The following is a 13,770-nucleotide window of genomic DNA, read 5'->3' as shown; positions in this document are numbered from 1 at the left end:
GGCCGGGACCGGTGCCCGGCGGTCCCGCTTCCCCGTCCCGGCCCTCACCGGCCCCGACTCTCACCGGCCCCGACTCTCACCGGTCCCGCGCCCGGCGGTCCCGTCCCCCGTCAGGCCTGCTGCTCACCGGACCGCTCGTTGCGGTCCGCGTTGGCGAGGATGGCGTCGCGCAGCCACACGGCCAGGCCCGGCGCCATCGTCTCGTAGGTGGCGGTGAACCGCGGGTCGGCGACGTACATCTCACCGAGGCAGCGGTGCATCCGGTGGCCGCACTCGTAGAAGTTGTCGCTGATGTGCCGGCGGTGCTCCTCGGCGAGGTCCATCGCCACCGTGCCGTCGGCCGGCTCGCCGGCGGTGAGCGCCTCGACCATCCGGGCGTTGAACCCGTCGGCCTCGGCCTTGATCCGCTCCCAGTCGGCCTTGCCGTATTTCGCCGTGCGGCGCTGGGACTCCGCCCAGGCCTCGGTGTCGCCCCAGCGCTGCTCCGCCTCGGTCTCCCAGTCCTCCTGGTAGCCCTCGCCGAAGATCTCGAACTTCTCCTCCGGGGTCAGCTGAATGCCCATCCTGCGTGCCTCCATGGCGTTCTCGACGGCCGCGGCGAGGGCCTGGAGCCGACCGATCCGGTCGGTCAGCAGTCCGTGCTGACGCCGGAGGTGCTCGGTCGGGCTGACCGAGTCGTCGTCCAGGATCGCCGCGATCTCCTCCAGGGGGAACCCGAGCTCGCGGTAGAAGAGGATCTGCTGCAGCCGGTCGAGGTCGGCCTCCCCGTACCGGCGGTAGCCGGCCGGGGTGCGGCCCGCGGGGGACAGCAGACCGATCTCGTCGTAGTGGTGCAGGGTGCGGACCGTCACCTTGGCGATCTTCGCCAGGGCGCCGACCGTGTAGCCGCCGCTGCCGCTCATCAGGGGTGCTCCCTTCCTTTCGACCACCAGCCTCGGCTCTCACGCCGCGTGAGGGTCAAGCCCGTTCCGGCACCCGGGCGCGGGGGCGCCCCGGTCAGGCGCCGGCGCCCACCAGGTCGCGCTCGCGCCGCCGGGAGGTGCGGCGGCGCCCCTCCCCGTCCGCCGGCGGGCGCGGGCGGCGGGTCCGCTGGGTGGGCCAGAGCAGCACGTACGCGGCCGAGACCACGACGAAGGCGAGCCGGACGAAGCCGCGGGCCGCGTCGGAGGGGATGAGCAGGGTGCCGCCGTACAACGAGGCCAGCGCGATCCAGCTCCACCACGGCACGAGCCGCTTCTGGCCGACCGCGTCCCAGAGCAGGGTGCCGAGCAGGATCGAGGCGGTGTAGTAGGTGTAGACGCTCGGGTCGAGCAGGATCCGGGCGTCCGCGCCGAGCAGCACCACGGCGGGCCAGCGGCCGCGCCAGACCGCGACGGTGCCGAGGCCAATGCCCAGCGCGAACTGGGTCGGGCGGTCCCACCACGGGGTGGCGGGGTCGGTCACCCCGAACCAGCGCAGCGCCGAGGCCGGCTGGTTGGGGATGGTGAACTTGGCCGCCGCGAGGGTGTCCAGGTTGCCCAGGTAGAACGGCAGCCAGGCGATCGCCACCAGCCCGGCGAACCAGATCGCGGTGCGCAGCCAGGCGGGGCGCGGCAGAGCCAGGATCAGCGGGGCGAAGGCGATCGCCCAGGGCTTGGAGTCCACCGCCAGGGCGAGGTAGACGCCGACCATGGTGGGCTTGCCGCGGGCCAGGGCGTGCGCGGCGAGGGTAGTGAAGAACAGCGCCAGGACGTCGTCCAGGTGCGCGAAGCGGACCGAGACCTCGACCCACATCGGGATGAAGGCCAGTCCGGCGATCAGCAGGCGCTGCTGGAGCCGGCGGTGGTTGGTGCCGGTGCCCAGGTAGTACAGGGCGGCGGTGCGGCCGATCAGGACGAGCATCACCAGGCCGAGCGCGGACGCCGCGGCCTCCGCGACGAGCTCGCCGACGTGCGGTGAGAAGGGCGCGGTGAGCCGGGCCGCGGCGAGGCTGACCGGGCCGATCTGCAGCTCCGGGTGGTGGGCGTAGAGCGCCAGCCCGCCGTCCGGCTGGTCGCTGAAGAGCAGCTGCTCACCCTGGCGCAGGTAGTGCCAGGAGAAGCCTCCGCTGGGCTCGACCAGGAAGAACCAGAGCACCGTCCAGGCGACCAGCAGGACGTGGTGCCTGCGCAGTGGCAGTCCCGCGATCCGCCCGGTCGCCGCCTCGTAGTCGGTGGTCGTCCGTGCCGTGCGTGCTCCCCGCACCTGTCCCTCTCCCCGCCGGTTCCGCCCCCCTCCGGCCGGACATCCTATGTGACGGAGGAGTACCGCCCGTGCCGCCCGGAGGTCCGTCGGACGGACTCCGGGCGGCACGGCGGCACTCGGGCGCCACCGCTCGGGCGCGCGGTCGAGGTCAGCCCTGCTGGGCCGACTTGCGGCGGCGGAGCACCACGAGGGTGCCGACACCGGCCAGCAGCACGGCGGCACCGGCGCCGGCGATGGCGGTGGTGTCGTCACCGCCACCGGTCTGGGCCAGGGCCTTGTCGCCGTTGTCGGCGGCGGCCTTGGCCTTGTTGACGGCGGCCGGGGTGAGCGGCGGGGTCTTGACGGTCGGGACGGCCACCGGGAAGTCGATCGGGCCGGCCGTGTCGCCACCGGTGCTGTCGCCCGGGGCGGGGGCGGCGGTCGAGGCGGAGGCGGACGGCGTACCGGTCGACGGGGTGGTCGGGGTCCCGGTGGTGGTCGCCGTGGCCGTCGCGGTGGGCGTGGCGGTGGCGGTGGCCGTGGCGGTGGCCGTGGGCGAGGTGCTCGCGGTCGGCGAAGTGCTGCCGGTCGGCGAGTGGGTGGCCGTGGGCGAGGTGCTGCCGGTCGGCGAGTGGGTGGCCGTCGGCGAGGTGGTGGCGGTCGGGCTGGGCTTGCCGGTGTGGGTCGGGCTGACGGTCGGGCTGGGCTTGCCACCGCCGCCGGCCTTGATCACGAAGCCGGCGCCCTTGATGCCGTCGCAGCTGAGGTGGCCCTCGTCGACCGGCTGGTGGGTGTCGTCGTCGAGCTCGGCGGAGAACACCACCGGGACGACGCCGGCCCGGCCGAGCGGGGCGTCCGAGGTGAAGGAGACCCGGATCTTGATCGAGAAGGCCTTGCCGCGGTTCACCACGAGCAGGTCGTCGTCGGTGGGGTTGCCGTCCGGGCCGAGGGCGCCGAGCAGGGTGAGGACGGAGTCGTCCTTGTCCTCGCCGGCGTCGGGGGCGGGCGCACCGGTCTGCCACTGGCCACCGGGCATCTGGTACTCGACCTTGAGGTCCTTCGCCTTGAGCGTGCCGGCCTTGTTCTTGAACTTGAGCAGCGGCAGGAAGATGAAGTCGTGCTTCGTCGAGTTGTCGATCTTGAAGGTGAACTCGCGGGCGTCACCGCCGGCGATGAAGGTGCCGGGCACGCCGTTCACCGTCAGGTCCAGGCTCTGGCTGGAGGCCTTGGCCTGCGGGGCGGCGGCCGACGGGGATCCGGTGGTGCCGACGGCCATGGCGCCCTGGGCGCCGGACAGCACGAGCGAGGACGTGAGCGCGGCGGCGCCGGCAAGGGCAAGACTGCGACGTATGGACAAGGGAGACCTCACGGAAGAGTCCGGGCGAGGCCCGGGGCGCGAGGGGCGGCCGAGCATGCCGCAATCCCCCGCGAAGCTTGAAAGTCCGACGGAGATTACCGAACGATCCAGCCACTTCGGAAGGCGGGTGTCACGCCGGGGTCCGCTCAGGGAACAGGCGCGCCCGAATCGTCCAACTACGTCCACACACAAGGCTTTTGGCCTTTACCGAAACATGACGTTTGCTGACGGGTACACGCCCGGAGGAGCGTACCGCACGGCCCTGCGCGGCGTGAAGCGCCCACGGGTGTGAACATTCCGCGAACACCGCCGCGGCGGAGGCCGGCCCCCGGGCCCCGGGAGCGCCGCCCGACGGCGTTCGGGCGACGGGCCGACGACCAGGCCCGGGGCGGCCCGATGACCGGCGCGGGGGCGGGCCGGCGACCGGTCCGGGGCCGGTCAGCCGGCGAAGAAGGACTTGGCGGAAACCAGCGCCCGCTCGTCGCGCAGCACGTCCCCCGGCCGGCTGCCGTTGCCGATCAGCGCGCCGCCCCACCGCATCCCCAGGTACTCGGCGGTCAGCCGGAGCGTGCCGACCAGCGGATCGGCCTTGTCGTCCTCGGTCGCGAGGGCGGTGACGGCCCACAGCGTGCCGCCGGCCATGCCCGCGCGGAAGTCCACCCCGGGCGCCCGCAGCCAGGCCGACCAGTGGTCGAGGTAGAGCTTGGCGCTGCTCGGCAGCGAGTACCAGTACAGCGGCGCGACGAAGACCAGGTCGGTGGCGGCCAGGGTGGCCTCCAGCAGCGTCAGTTCGTAGCCGACCGGCTCCGGGTAGCGGCCGTCCCCGGTGTGCCGCAGGTCCTGGAACGGCGGCAGCGGGTGCTCGCTCAGCCGCAGCCAGCGCTGCTCCGCCCCGGCCGGCAGGCTCGCCTCCGCGGCCAGCCGGGCGAGCCGCCCGGAGTTGCCGTCCTCCCGGGCACTGGCGTCGAGGAACAGGAAACTGCGTGGCGCCTCGGCGCCGGCCGGCTGGTCGGCCATCGGAACTCCCCCCGGTCTGGTGGTGCGGACAGAGGTGCGAGCACGGCCCGCGCGCCGGTTATTCCGCTCCCGCGCCCTGGTACGCGCTCCCCCGGGCGCCCTCGCCCGAACGCGCTCCGAGCACGTTCCCGGGTGCGGCGGTGCCGAACGGGTGCCGCCGGTCGCCGCCGCCCGCGGGCGCCTCAATCGGACAGGCCGGCCCGGCGGCGGGCGACCTCCGCGACGGCGGACCAGTCCTTGTCGCCGTCGCCGTGGGCCAGGGCGTCCAGGAAGGCGTCCCGCAGGATGCCGCCGAAGGGCAGCGGGACGTGCTGCGCGGCACCGGCCTCCAGCGCGAGGCCGACGTCCTTGAGGCCCAGCGGGAGCCTGAACCCGGCCGGCTCGTAACGGCGTTCGGCGATCATCGCGCCGTACCCGGTGTGCACCGGCCCGGGGAAGAGCGTGGCGGTGAGCATCCCGATCAGGTCACCCGGCCGGACACCGTGGCCCTCGGCCAGCGTGCACGCCTCGGCCATCGACTCGATCGCGCAGGCCAGCAGGAAGTTGGCGCTGATCTTGGCCGCGTTGGCCTGCCGGGGGCGGTCGCCGAAGTGCCAGGTGCGCTCGCCCATCGCGGCGAACAGCGGCTCGGCCCGGGCCAGCAGCTCGGGGGCGCCCGCGGCCAGGACGTTCAGCCGGCCGGCCGCCGCGACCGGGGGCCGGCCGAGCACCGGCGCGGCCAGGTAACCGACGCCGTGCTCGGCGTGCAGCGCCTCGGCGCGTTCGGCGAGCGCCACGGAGACGGTGGCCATGTTGACGTGCAGGGTCGCCGTCGCGCCCGCGAGCAGCCCGGGGTCGAGGAGCAGCCGTTCGACGGCCGCGTCGTCGGCGAGCATGGAGACCACGGTGTCGGCCGCGAACACCTCGGCGAGCGATCCGGCCGGCTCCGCACCCCGGGCGGCCAGGGCGGCCACCGGGCCGGGCGAGCGGTTCCACACCCGGACGGCATGGCCGGCCCGCAGCAGGCTGCCGGCCATCCCCTGCCCCATCGCGCCCAGCCCCACGAAGCCCACCGTCGTCGCGGTCATCGCGCACTCCCCTCGCCGTCCTCACCACGGCGCCCCGCCGTGGACGTCACCACCGCAGCCACGGCGGCCGTCACCGGCGCCGTGCGCGCGGCCGACTGTACGTCAGGAGGACCGGCGGGGAGCGCTCACGCGCAGGCGCGCTCCGGCAGCCGGGCGCGGCCGTGCTCCAGCTCGGCGACCACCCGGTGGCGCAGCAGCTCGTACTGGGCCTGGAGCCGGCCGGGGCGGGCCGGGCGGGCGACCGGTCGGCCCGGGCCGACCAGTTCGTCCGGGCCGAACTGCTCCCGGGTGAGGTCGATCTCGACGCCGGTGGCGAAGCGGTTCCACCAGTGGAGGTCCGTCCGGACCCCGCCGACGTGCACCTCGCCCATCATGAGCTCGCCGCCGAGCAGGTCGTGCAGCACCATCGCCGTCACCCCGCACTGGCCGCGGGCGGGATTGTCGGGACGCCAGTGGGCCAGGTCCTCGGGCGCACAGGTGTCGACACCCCAGGAGGAGCGGATCGCACGTTCGATGTCGTTGAGGGTCCACGCCGTCATACCGGGAAGCCTGCCACGCGGCACTGACAGCGGCACCGGCTTTTCAAAGGACCGCTCCGTGTTCTGCAAAGACCGTCTCGATCTTCACTCGAACGGGCAGTTCCCCCCGGGGCCGGGGACGGGCCCGAGCGCGCCGCCCCGGCCGGCGCCCCGCCCCGGCCACCGGGAGCGGGACGACCGGCCGGCGGGCGTCACTTCGCCAGCGCGGCGACGCCGGCCTGGGCGAACTGCTCGTCCAGGTCGCCGCTGGGCGCACCCGCGACACCGATCGCCGCGACCGGCGCGCCCTTCGACTGCACCGGAGCGCCGCCGGCCAGGAACAGCGTGCCCGGGATGTCCTTGAGGGTCGGGGCCTGGGCCAGCCGCTTGGTCAGCTCCGAGGTGGGCGCGTTCCAGGAGACGGCGGTGAACGCCTTGCGCTGCGCCGACTCGGGGGACTGCGGGCCGGCACCGTCGCCCTTGAGCAGGACGCGGGTGACGCCGTCCCGGTCGACGACCGCGACCGAGACGTGCTGGCCGGCCTTGGTCGCCGCGTCCAGGGTGGCCTGGGCGGCGCGGGTGGCGGCGTCCAGGGACAGACCGGTGGTCTGGGCCAGGTTCCGGTTCTGCGTGTCCGCCTTGACCGCGGCCGGGGCGGCCGGCGTCTCGGAGGTCTCGGCGCTGGCCGAAACGGCGCCCACGGTGGCGGCGAGCGCGGCGGCGGCGAGGGTGCCGGTCAGCACCCGGGTGCGCACGGAGATCTTCTTCATGGTCCAGCTCCTCAGCGGATCGGCGTCTGGGGCCGGGCGGTGGGGGTCCGCCCGGCTCCCCTCGATCCTGCGGCCGGGCCCCGCCCCGCCACATCGGCGCTCCGGCGCGACCGCGCGGGCATGATGGAGGACGACGCCGTCAACCGATCGGCTGATGCGGGACCGGGCCCGGCGGGTCACCATCGAGGGATCGGTGCAGGTCGGCGCGGTGACCGGCCCGCCGGCCGGTCGGTGCGCCAGCCCGGCCGGGCACCCCGACCGCCCGCCCAGCCAGGAGCCACCCGTGCGACGACCCCGCCCCGCGACCGGCCGCCCCGCCGCCGGCCGCGACACCGGCGACCCGGACGCGGGACGCCTGGCGGTGCTGCTCGACTCGGCCTTCCTGCTCCTGCTCGCCGCCTCGCTCAGCCGCTACCTCTCCCACCACCACGGCAACCCCCGGATCCCCTGGGTGATCGGGCTGAGCGCCGCACTGGCCGTCGTCCAGCCGGCCGGCTCCTGGCTCGCGCACCACCGCCCGCCCGCCCCGGGTGCCCGGCCGCGGTCGTGGCCGCTGGTGGCCGTGCTCGCGCTGTGGGTGGTCCTGGTGCTGCTCGCGCCGAGCTTCGCCTGGTGCGCCGTCCCGCTCGTCTACACCGTGCTGCGGGCCCTGCCGGCACGGGCCGCGATCCCGCTGGTGGCGGCGCTGACCCTGCTGGTGGTGATCGCCGAGATCCGGCTCTCGGACGGGGCGGACGCCACCCTCGTCCTGCTGCCGCCCACGGTGGCGGCGCTCGCCACCGGCGTCTTCCTGTTCATGGCCCGGCAGGCCGCCCGGCAGCGCGCCCTGATCGCCGACCTGGTGCACACCCGGCGCGAACTCGCCGCCACCGAACGGCGGGAGGGCACCCTCGCGGAGCGCGAGCGGCTGGCGATGGAGATCCACGACACCCTGGCGCAGGGCCTGTCCAGCCAGCAGATGCTGCTCCAGGCCGCCGAACGCACCTGGGACACCGAGCCGGTGACCGCCCGCACCCACGTCCGGACCGCCGCCCGGGTGGCGGCCCGCAACCTGGCCGAGGCGCGCCGCTTCGTCCACGACCTCGCACCGGCCGAACTCGCCGACGGCCGCCCGCTCGACCGGGCGCTGCGGGCCCTGGCCGACCGGGAGGAGGCCGAGAGCGGCCTGCCGGTCCGCTTCCACCTGGACGGCCCGCCCGTGCCGCTGCCCGCCGCCGTGCAGTCCGCGCTGCTGCGGATCGCCCAGGGCGCGCTGGCCAACGTCCGGGAGCACGCCGGGGCGTCGACCGCGGCGATCACGCTGTCGTTCCTCGGCGACCAGGCCGTCCTGGACGTCGCCGACGACGGCCGCGGCTTCGACCCGGCGACGACCGGCACGGCGGGCACGTCCGGTCCGTCCGGCACGGCGGGCACCACCGGCACGTCCGGCACGGCGGGCACCACCGGCACGTCCGGGACACCCGGCTCGACCGGGACGTCCGACGGCCGCGGGTACGGGCTGTCGGCGATGCGCGCCCGGCTGCGCCAGCTCGGTGGGACGCTGACCGTGGAGAGCACCCCCGGCGAGGGCACTGTGGTCTCCGCCGCGATCCCCCTGGAGCCCCGATGAGCACCGCCCCCGACTCCCCCGTCCGGCTGCTGGTCTGCGACGACCACGCCGTGGTGCGCGCCGGCCTGCTGGCACTGCTCGCCAGCGCGGGCGACATCGAGGTCGTCGGCGAGGCCAGCACCGGCGAGGAGGCCGTCGCGCTGGCCGCCGCGCTGGTGCCCCAGGTGGTGCTGATGGACCTCCAACTCGGCGACGGCATCGACGGGGTCGAGGCCACCCGGCGGATCACCACGGCCGGCGGCGGACCGCACGTCCTGGTGCTCACCACCTACGACACCGACGCCGACATCACCCGGGCGATCGCCGCCGGCGCCACCGGCTACCTGCTGAAGGCCGAGCGGCCCGAGGAGCTGTTCGCCGCCGTGCACGCCGCGGCCCGGGGCCGGACGGTGCTCTCGCCGCCGGTCGCGTCCCGCGTGATGGCGCAGATGCGGGCGCCCGCACCGCAGTTGACCGAGCGTGAGCAGGACATCCTGGCGCAGCTGGCGCAGGGGCTGGGCAACCGGGAGATCGCCCGGGCGCTGTTCATCAGCGAGGCCACGGTGAAGACCCATCTGGGCCGGATCTACGACAAGTTGGGCGTGGACACCCGGGCCGGCGCGGTGGCAGTGGCCAAGGAGCGCCGACTGCTGCGCTGAACCGGGCGCCCACCCCGCCGGAGGGGCCGCGGCACTGCCCCGCCCCCGTCCGTCGAGCCTTCGGGCCACCGGCTGCGCTCAGCGCTCACGCGGTGTCCCTCCGTGCTGCCGTGATGCACGGAATGTCGGGTTCCACTGCCATGTCCATCGACGGTGCCGCCCGCCGCGGCGTGCGCCCCGGGGCCGCCCGGTCCCTCCCGAGGCCTTCGATCCGCTGGTCCGAGCCCTGCGGCCGCACTCGAACCGACCATCACGTTTGTGGATGTTTCGTGGATCCGGGTATTGACAAACCAACCACGCGGTTTGTTAGCTTGAGATCAACGACGTCCCCGGGGGTGGGGGCTCGCCGGGGCCTGTGCAGGGCGCTCTCGCCGGAGGGTGCTGCCAGGGGGGAAACGGCGGGGCTGCCGGGGAGTCGGGGGGAGCGGCCGCGCCGAAGCCGTGCGACGAGGCGGTGCGGAGCGGGTCCGGGGGGACTCGCTCCGCGCCTCCCCCTTCCCTTCGGGCTCCCGCTCAGAACATCGCGCTCCAGTGCGGGCAGCAGACGTCCGGCAGCGGCACCGGGGCACGCCCGGCGGCCTGCGGCGGCGACGGCAGCCGCTCCGAGCGGAGCACCCCGGGCGAGCCCGCGGTGAGCCCGACCTCGCCCAACTCGCCGAAGCGCAGCACCAGTCGGTAGCAGTCCGAGGTGACGGCGGTGACGCCCGGGCGGTCCCGCCCGGCGTTCAGCGAGGTGATCGTCCAGCCGCGCCGGCGCCAGTGCCGCTCCACCACGTCCACCAGCACCGCCCGGCGGGCCGCCGAGACGACGGTGCGGACGTCCCTCCCCCGGGTGACGTACCAGTGCAGGTCCGGGTCCTGCCCCGGGAGCGGCAGCCGCGCTCCGGCCCTCGGCGCGGCCGGCTCCCAGACCAGCGTCGGCCGGACGGCGTCCAGGGTGTCCTGGAGCAGCGCCTCGCAGCGCTCCGCGGCGTCGAGTTGATCGATCGTCGCCATCCTGGCGGGGGGCCCGAGGGGCGACGTGACCGGCACGCGGTCCTGACACCCGACCGGTAATCCGACGTTCAGTTCGGCACCACCTGACTGCACTGGGCCCTCCGCACTCCTCCCGGCTTCCGGGCCGGGCTGGGATTCCATCACTGCTTGGACGGTGACCGTGGACGGACAGTTCCACTCTCACCATTCCCTCACCCTCCGCCGCGCCCCGGGGCGCCGGCATCACCGCGAAGCAAAGTGCACTGCACGGTGCAGTTGAATCAATGATCTGCACCGTGTAGTTTACTTCTTGTCGCCAGGGACCGGCAGGACCGGGCCGACAGCGCCGAACCACCCGCCGGTCCCCACCAGGACCTCCCCGAAAGGACCCAGCCATGCCCACCATCACCGTCGGTACCGCCCGCATCCCCTACCGCGTCGTCGGCGACGGCCCCGACACCCTCGTCCTGGTGCACGGCACCGGCCCCGGCTCGGGCATGTGGGACGGCCTGCTGGACGCCTTCACCGACCGCTACACTGTGCTGCTGCCCGACCTCTCCGGCAGCGAGGCCGCCGAGGACGACGGCGCCGAGCTCACCCTGGAGACCCTCGCCGCCCAGGTCAACGCCGTCATCGACGACGCCGGCCGCGGCCCCGCCGACGTCTTCGGCTTCTCCCTCGGCGCCGTCGTCGCCACCGCGGCGGCCGCCCTGCGCCCCGACCAGGTCCGCCGCCTGGTCGCCGCCGCCGGCTGGATCAGCGCCGAACAGGACGAGTACATGCGGCTGTCCATGGCCACCTGGCTGTCGCTCGCCGACCACCCCGACGCCTTCGGCGGCTACGCCACCCTCACCGCCTTCAGCGGCGGCTTCCTCAACCGCATCGGCCGCGAGGCCGTCGAGGCCAACACCGCCTACATGCGGCCGACCCCCGGCACCCTGCGCCACATCGCCCTGGACCTCAGCCTGGACCTCACCCCGCTGCTGCCCCGCGTCGAGGCCCCCGCCCTGGTGATCGGCTGCACCCGGGACGCCACCGTCCCGGTCGGGAACGCCCGCCGCCTCCACGCGGCCCTGCCCACCAGCGAGTACGCCGAGTTCGACACCGGCCACATCGTCCTCGCCGAGGAGACCGAGGCCTTCACCAAGACCGTCCGCGCCTTCCTCGACACCCCCTGACCCCGCCGCCGCCCGGGCGGGATCCCGCCGGCACCGCACGGGGACCCCGCCGACACCCCACCGGGACAACAGAAAAGCCGCAGGTCACCTGACCTGCGGCTTTCTCAATGGAGCGGGCGACGAGAATCGAACTCGCGCTCTAAGCTTGGGAAGCTCATGTTCTACCATTAAACTACGCCCGCCTGACGAGCCGTCATAGACCGCTCGATCCAGCATCACTGTACCCCATCCGTGACCCTCGCCGCACAGGCCTCCCGGGGACGTGGCGGAGCGCGGCCGGGGGCGCGCGGAGGCGTACTGTGTGGGCCGCGTAGGAGTGCTCCGGCGGGTGGGGTCGGGGCGGCGAGCCACGGTGTGGAATGTCCGGAACATCCCCTAATGTGACGCTGTCCCGGGGCCTTGGGCCACCGGGGCGCGATGAGTACGGGTGAGTACTGGGTTAGGGATGGGAAGGGGACCGATGGAGCAGCGCGCCGTCGTTCGTTGTGCCGAGGGGCACCTGTTCAGCACCACCACGTTCCCGATGCAGAACCTCGGACCCGGCCGGCTCGGGCCCGGGCGGCTGATCCGCTGTCCGCAATGCGGACGGCTCCGGAGCTCGGTGCTGGCCGACGTGCGGGAGCTGTCGGCGCCGCAACTGGCGCAGGCCCTGCGGCTGGAGGCCGCGGAGTTCCTGGCCTGACGGTCGGCGTGAGGACGGAACGGGCCCCGGGCGGATTCGTCCGGGGCCCCGTCGTGCACGTAACCTCGAAGCGTGCTGCTCTCTGACAAGGACATCCGGACCGAAATCGACCTGGGCCGGGTCGTCATCGACCCGTTCGACCCGTCGATGATCCAGCCGTCGAGCATCGACGTGCGCCTCGACCGCTTCTTCCGCGTGTTCGAGAACCACCGCTACCCGCACATCGACCCCTCCGAGGAGCAGCCGGACCTGACCCGGCTGGTCGAGCCCGAGGGCGACGAGGCGTTCATCCTGCACCCCGGCGAGTTCGTGCTGGCCTCGACCTACGAGGTCATCACGCTGCCCGAGGACGTGGCGTCCCGGCTGGAGGGCAAGTCGAGCCTGGGCCGGCTGGGCCTGCTGACGCACTCCACGGCCGGCTTCATCGACCCCGGCTTCAGCGGGCACGTGACGCTGGAGCTGTCCAACGTCGCGACGCTGCCGATCAAGCTGTACCCGGGCATGAAGATCGGGCAGCTCTGCCTGTTCCGGCTCTCCTCGCCCTCGGAGCACCCGTACGGCTCGGAGCGCTACGGCTCGCGCTACCAGGGCCAGCGCGGCCCGACGCCGTCCCGCTCGTACCTGAACTTCCACCGCACCCGGGTCTGACCGGCCCGACCGGAACAGCACGCGCGACAACGGGCGGCCGCCCCTCGTCAGTCGAGGGGCGGCCGCCCGCGGCGTTCCCGGGCCGGGCCCGGTGGCGGTCAGGCCCGCTTCGGCCTGGTGACGGCGACCAGCTCGGTGCCGTCCTCGGAGAGCCGCAGCTCGGTGCGGAGCTCGGCCAGCTCGCCGAGGTGGTGCAGGTGGGTGCCGCCGCAGAAGATCTGCGCGCCGCCCTCGGGCAGCTCGCAGTGCCACTGGCGGCGGGCGGTCAGCTCGGGGCCGGGGACCTCGATGCGGACCGGGGCGTCGGCGGCGACCCAGGTGGCGAGCCGGGCGTTGACGGCCTCGGTGAGGGCGGGCAGGGCGTCGGCGAGGGCGGGCAGCTCCTCGGTGGCGTCCGCCGTGAAGCCCTTCTTCTTGAGCGACTTGCCGAGCCGGTAGGTGTCGGTGCTGGCCTCCGTGTCCATCACCGAGGTGGCCATCGCGAGGCTGTCGAAGTCGGGGTGGCCGAGGGCGTCGGAGCGGCCCGGGTCCTTGCGCCAGCGCGGGGCGAGGGCCTCGTTGAGGGCGAGGGCGAGCAGGTGGCAGCCGCTGTGCGAGGCGCTGAGCGCGGCCCGGCGGCCGGCGTCGACGGTGAGCACCGCGGTGCGTCCGACGAGGTCGCCCGGGTCGGTCGCGAGGACGTGCAGGACCAGCCAGGACCACTCCTCGTCGCCGCGCCGGACCGGGATGTCGGCACCGACCAGCGGCGCGCCGCCGTCCGGACCGACGGCGCCGGTGAGGCAGTCGACGACGGCCAGCTCGGTGCCGTCCACGGCGAGGGTGCCGAGGTCGGCGGGCTGGTCGGGCCAGGTGTGGTCGAGCGGGTGGAACGGGGTGGCCGCGGTGACCACGGCGTACCGGCCGTCGGCCAGCGGGTGCACCGCGAGCACCGGGGACTCGCCGGTCACCGCCCCGGCCGGGAAGCTGACGTGGGTGGTGGGGAGGGTCATTCCTGGCTCCGGTACGTGAACGACGGGGGTGGACGGGGCCCGGTACGACCCGGGGCCCGTCCACCATTGTGCCGTCCGGGGCGCGGCGGCATGATCGCGCACCCCGGTCCGGGGCCGGCC

At 74.5% G+C, this 13,770-nt stretch carries 14 protein-coding genes and 1 tRNA gene; 5 read left to right on the top strand and 10 right to left on the bottom strand.

The annotated features are described in order from the left end of the window. Positions 1 to 110: 110 nt before the first annotated feature. The 7 genes from ACFYUY_RS13820 to ACFYUY_RS13790 all read right to left on the bottom strand — a co-directional run bounded on the left by ACFYUY_RS13820 (position 111) and on the right by ACFYUY_RS13790 (position 6,931). Positions 111 to 902 carry a MerR family transcriptional regulator gene (locus ACFYUY_RS13820; protein ID WP_360205768.1) on the bottom strand — a complete coding sequence of 264 codons (792 nt, stop codon included), beginning with the start codon at positions 900 to 902 and terminating at the stop codon, positions 111 to 113. Positions 903 to 996: 94 nt separating this feature from the next. Continuing rightward, positions 997 to 2,223 carry a hypothetical protein gene (locus ACFYUY_RS13815; protein ID WP_387900592.1) on the bottom strand — a complete coding sequence of 409 codons (1,227 nt, stop codon included), beginning with the start codon at positions 2,221 to 2,223 and terminating at the stop codon, positions 997 to 999. 148 nt (positions 2,224 to 2,371) lie between these two features. Then, complete coding sequence (locus tag ACFYUY_RS13810; RefSeq protein WP_360205770.1) at positions 2,372 to 3,559, bottom strand: LPXTG cell wall anchor domain-containing protein; 1,188 nt, start codon at positions 3,557 to 3,559, stop codon at positions 2,372 to 2,374. Between the two features lie 438 nt (positions 3,560 to 3,997). Further along, the gene (locus ACFYUY_RS13805; RefSeq protein ID WP_387900590.1) at positions 3,998 to 4,576 is read right to left on the bottom strand and encodes a flavodoxin family protein; all 579 of its coding nucleotides are present in this window, start codon (positions 4,574 to 4,576) and stop codon (positions 3,998 to 4,000) included. Positions 4,577 to 4,758: 182 nt separating this feature from the next. Next, entirely contained in the window at positions 4,759 to 5,643 is an 885-nt protein-coding gene (locus tag ACFYUY_RS13800) for an NAD(P)-dependent oxidoreductase (protein WP_387900588.1), read from the bottom strand. Between the two features lie 125 nt (positions 5,644 to 5,768). Further along, positions 5,769 to 6,182: a hypothetical protein gene (locus ACFYUY_RS13795; protein WP_360205778.1), complete on the bottom strand. Its 414-nt coding sequence runs from the start codon at positions 6,180 to 6,182 to the stop codon at positions 5,769 to 5,771. Positions 6,183 to 6,373: 191 nt separating this feature from the next. After that, on the bottom strand, positions 6,374 to 6,931 hold the full coding sequence (locus ACFYUY_RS13790) for a heme-binding protein (RefSeq protein ID WP_360205781.1): 558 nt from the start codon (positions 6,929 to 6,931) through the stop codon (positions 6,374 to 6,376). A 154-nt stretch (positions 6,932 to 7,085) separates the two neighbouring features. Between ACFYUY_RS13790 and ACFYUY_RS13785 the strand changes: the two genes are divergently transcribed. Together ACFYUY_RS13785 and ACFYUY_RS13780 are read left to right on the top strand one after the other, a co-directional pair. Further along, positions 7,086 to 8,540: a sensor histidine kinase gene (locus ACFYUY_RS13785; protein ID WP_387900587.1), complete on the top strand. Its 1,455-nt coding sequence runs from the start codon at positions 7,086 to 7,088 to the stop codon at positions 8,538 to 8,540. Next, positions 8,537 to 9,178 carry a response regulator gene (locus ACFYUY_RS13780; RefSeq protein ID WP_387900585.1) on the top strand — a complete coding sequence of 214 codons (642 nt, stop codon included), beginning with the start codon at positions 8,537 to 8,539 and terminating at the stop codon, positions 9,176 to 9,178. The genes ACFYUY_RS13785 and ACFYUY_RS13780 overlap by 4 nt, the downstream gene beginning before the upstream one ends. A 513-nt stretch (positions 9,179 to 9,691) precedes the next feature. Here ACFYUY_RS13780 and ACFYUY_RS13775 read toward each other — a convergent pair. Further along, complete coding sequence (locus ACFYUY_RS13775) at positions 9,692 to 10,174, bottom strand: hypothetical protein (protein WP_387900583.1); 483 nt, start codon at positions 10,172 to 10,174, stop codon at positions 9,692 to 9,694. A gap of 374 nt (positions 10,175 to 10,548) precedes the next feature. Here ACFYUY_RS13775 and ACFYUY_RS13770 point away from each other — a divergent pair, with 374 nt between their 5' ends. Then, on the top strand, positions 10,549 to 11,331 hold the full coding sequence (locus tag ACFYUY_RS13770; RefSeq protein ID WP_360205792.1) for an alpha/beta hydrolase: 783 nt from the start codon (positions 10,549 to 10,551) through the stop codon (positions 11,329 to 11,331). Positions 11,332 to 11,439: 108 nt separating this feature from the next. Here ACFYUY_RS13770 and ACFYUY_RS13765 read toward each other — a convergent pair. After that, positions 11,440 to 11,513, bottom strand: a tRNA-Gly gene (locus ACFYUY_RS13765). Between the two features lie 278 nt (positions 11,514 to 11,791). Between ACFYUY_RS13765 and ACFYUY_RS13760 the strand changes: the two genes are divergently transcribed. Beyond that, entirely contained in the window at positions 11,792 to 12,013 is a 222-nt protein-coding gene (locus tag ACFYUY_RS13760) for a hypothetical protein (RefSeq protein ID WP_360205795.1), read from the top strand. 72 nt (positions 12,014 to 12,085) lie between these two features. Further along, positions 12,086 to 12,661 carry a dCTP deaminase gene (gene dcd / locus ACFYUY_RS13755; protein WP_360205798.1) on the top strand — a complete coding sequence of 192 codons (576 nt, stop codon included), beginning with the start codon at positions 12,086 to 12,088 and terminating at the stop codon, positions 12,659 to 12,661. 98 nt (positions 12,662 to 12,759) lie between these two features. Here the strand turns inward: dcd and ACFYUY_RS13750 are convergent, their stop codons facing one another. Further along, a complete protein-coding gene (locus ACFYUY_RS13750) occupies positions 12,760 to 13,650 on the bottom strand; it encodes a metal-dependent hydrolase (RefSeq protein WP_360205801.1) in 891 nt (296 codons plus the stop codon). Positions 13,651 to 13,770 lie beyond the last annotated feature (120 nt).

This window comes from Kitasatospora sp. NPDC004745, from assembly GCF_042873275.1.
Taxonomy (GTDB): domain Bacteria; phylum Actinomycetota; class Actinomycetes; order Streptomycetales; family Streptomycetaceae; genus Kitasatospora.
This window is presented reverse-complemented; position numbering and strand designations above follow the sequence as displayed.

What these genes read in the sequence shown, in the direction of transcription:
- ACFYUY_RS13805 (WP_387900590.1), bottom strand. Translation starts at nt 4,576, where the DNA reads ATGGCCGACCAGCCGGCCGGCGCCGAGGCGCCACGCAGTTTCCTGTTC.
- ACFYUY_RS13760 (WP_360205795.1), top strand. Translation starts at nt 11,792, where the DNA reads ATGGAGCAGCGCGCCGTCGTTCGTTGTGCCGAGGGGCACCTGTTCAGC.
- ACFYUY_RS13780 (WP_387900585.1), top strand. Translation starts at nt 8,537, where the DNA reads ATGAGCACCGCCCCCGACTCCCCCGTCCGGCTGCTGGTCTGCGACGAC.
- ACFYUY_RS13790 (WP_360205781.1), bottom strand. Translation starts at nt 6,931, where the DNA reads ATGAAGAAGATCTCCGTGCGCACCCGGGTGCTGACCGGCACCCTCGCC.
- ACFYUY_RS13785 (WP_387900587.1), top strand. Translation starts at nt 7,086, where the DNA reads ATGCGGGACCGGGCCCGGCGGGTCACCATCGAGGGATCGGTGCAGGTC.
- ACFYUY_RS13770 (WP_360205792.1), top strand. Translation starts at nt 10,549, where the DNA reads ATGCCCACCATCACCGTCGGTACCGCCCGCATCCCCTACCGCGTCGTC.
- ACFYUY_RS13795 (WP_360205778.1), bottom strand. Translation starts at nt 6,182, where the DNA reads ATGACGGCGTGGACCCTCAACGACATCGAACGTGCGATCCGCTCCTCC.
- ACFYUY_RS13775 (WP_387900583.1), bottom strand. Translation starts at nt 10,174, where the DNA reads ATGGCGACGATCGATCAACTCGACGCCGCGGAGCGCTGCGAGGCGCTG.
- ACFYUY_RS13820 (WP_360205768.1), bottom strand. Translation starts at nt 902, where the DNA reads ATGAGCGGCAGCGGCGGCTACACGGTCGGCGCCCTGGCGAAGATCGCC.
- ACFYUY_RS13800 (WP_387900588.1), bottom strand. Translation starts at nt 5,643, where the DNA reads ATGACCGCGACGACGGTGGGCTTCGTGGGGCTGGGCGCGATGGGGCAG.
- ACFYUY_RS13750 (WP_360205801.1), bottom strand. Translation starts at nt 13,650, where the DNA reads ATGACCCTCCCCACCACCCACGTCAGCTTCCCGGCCGGGGCGGTGACC.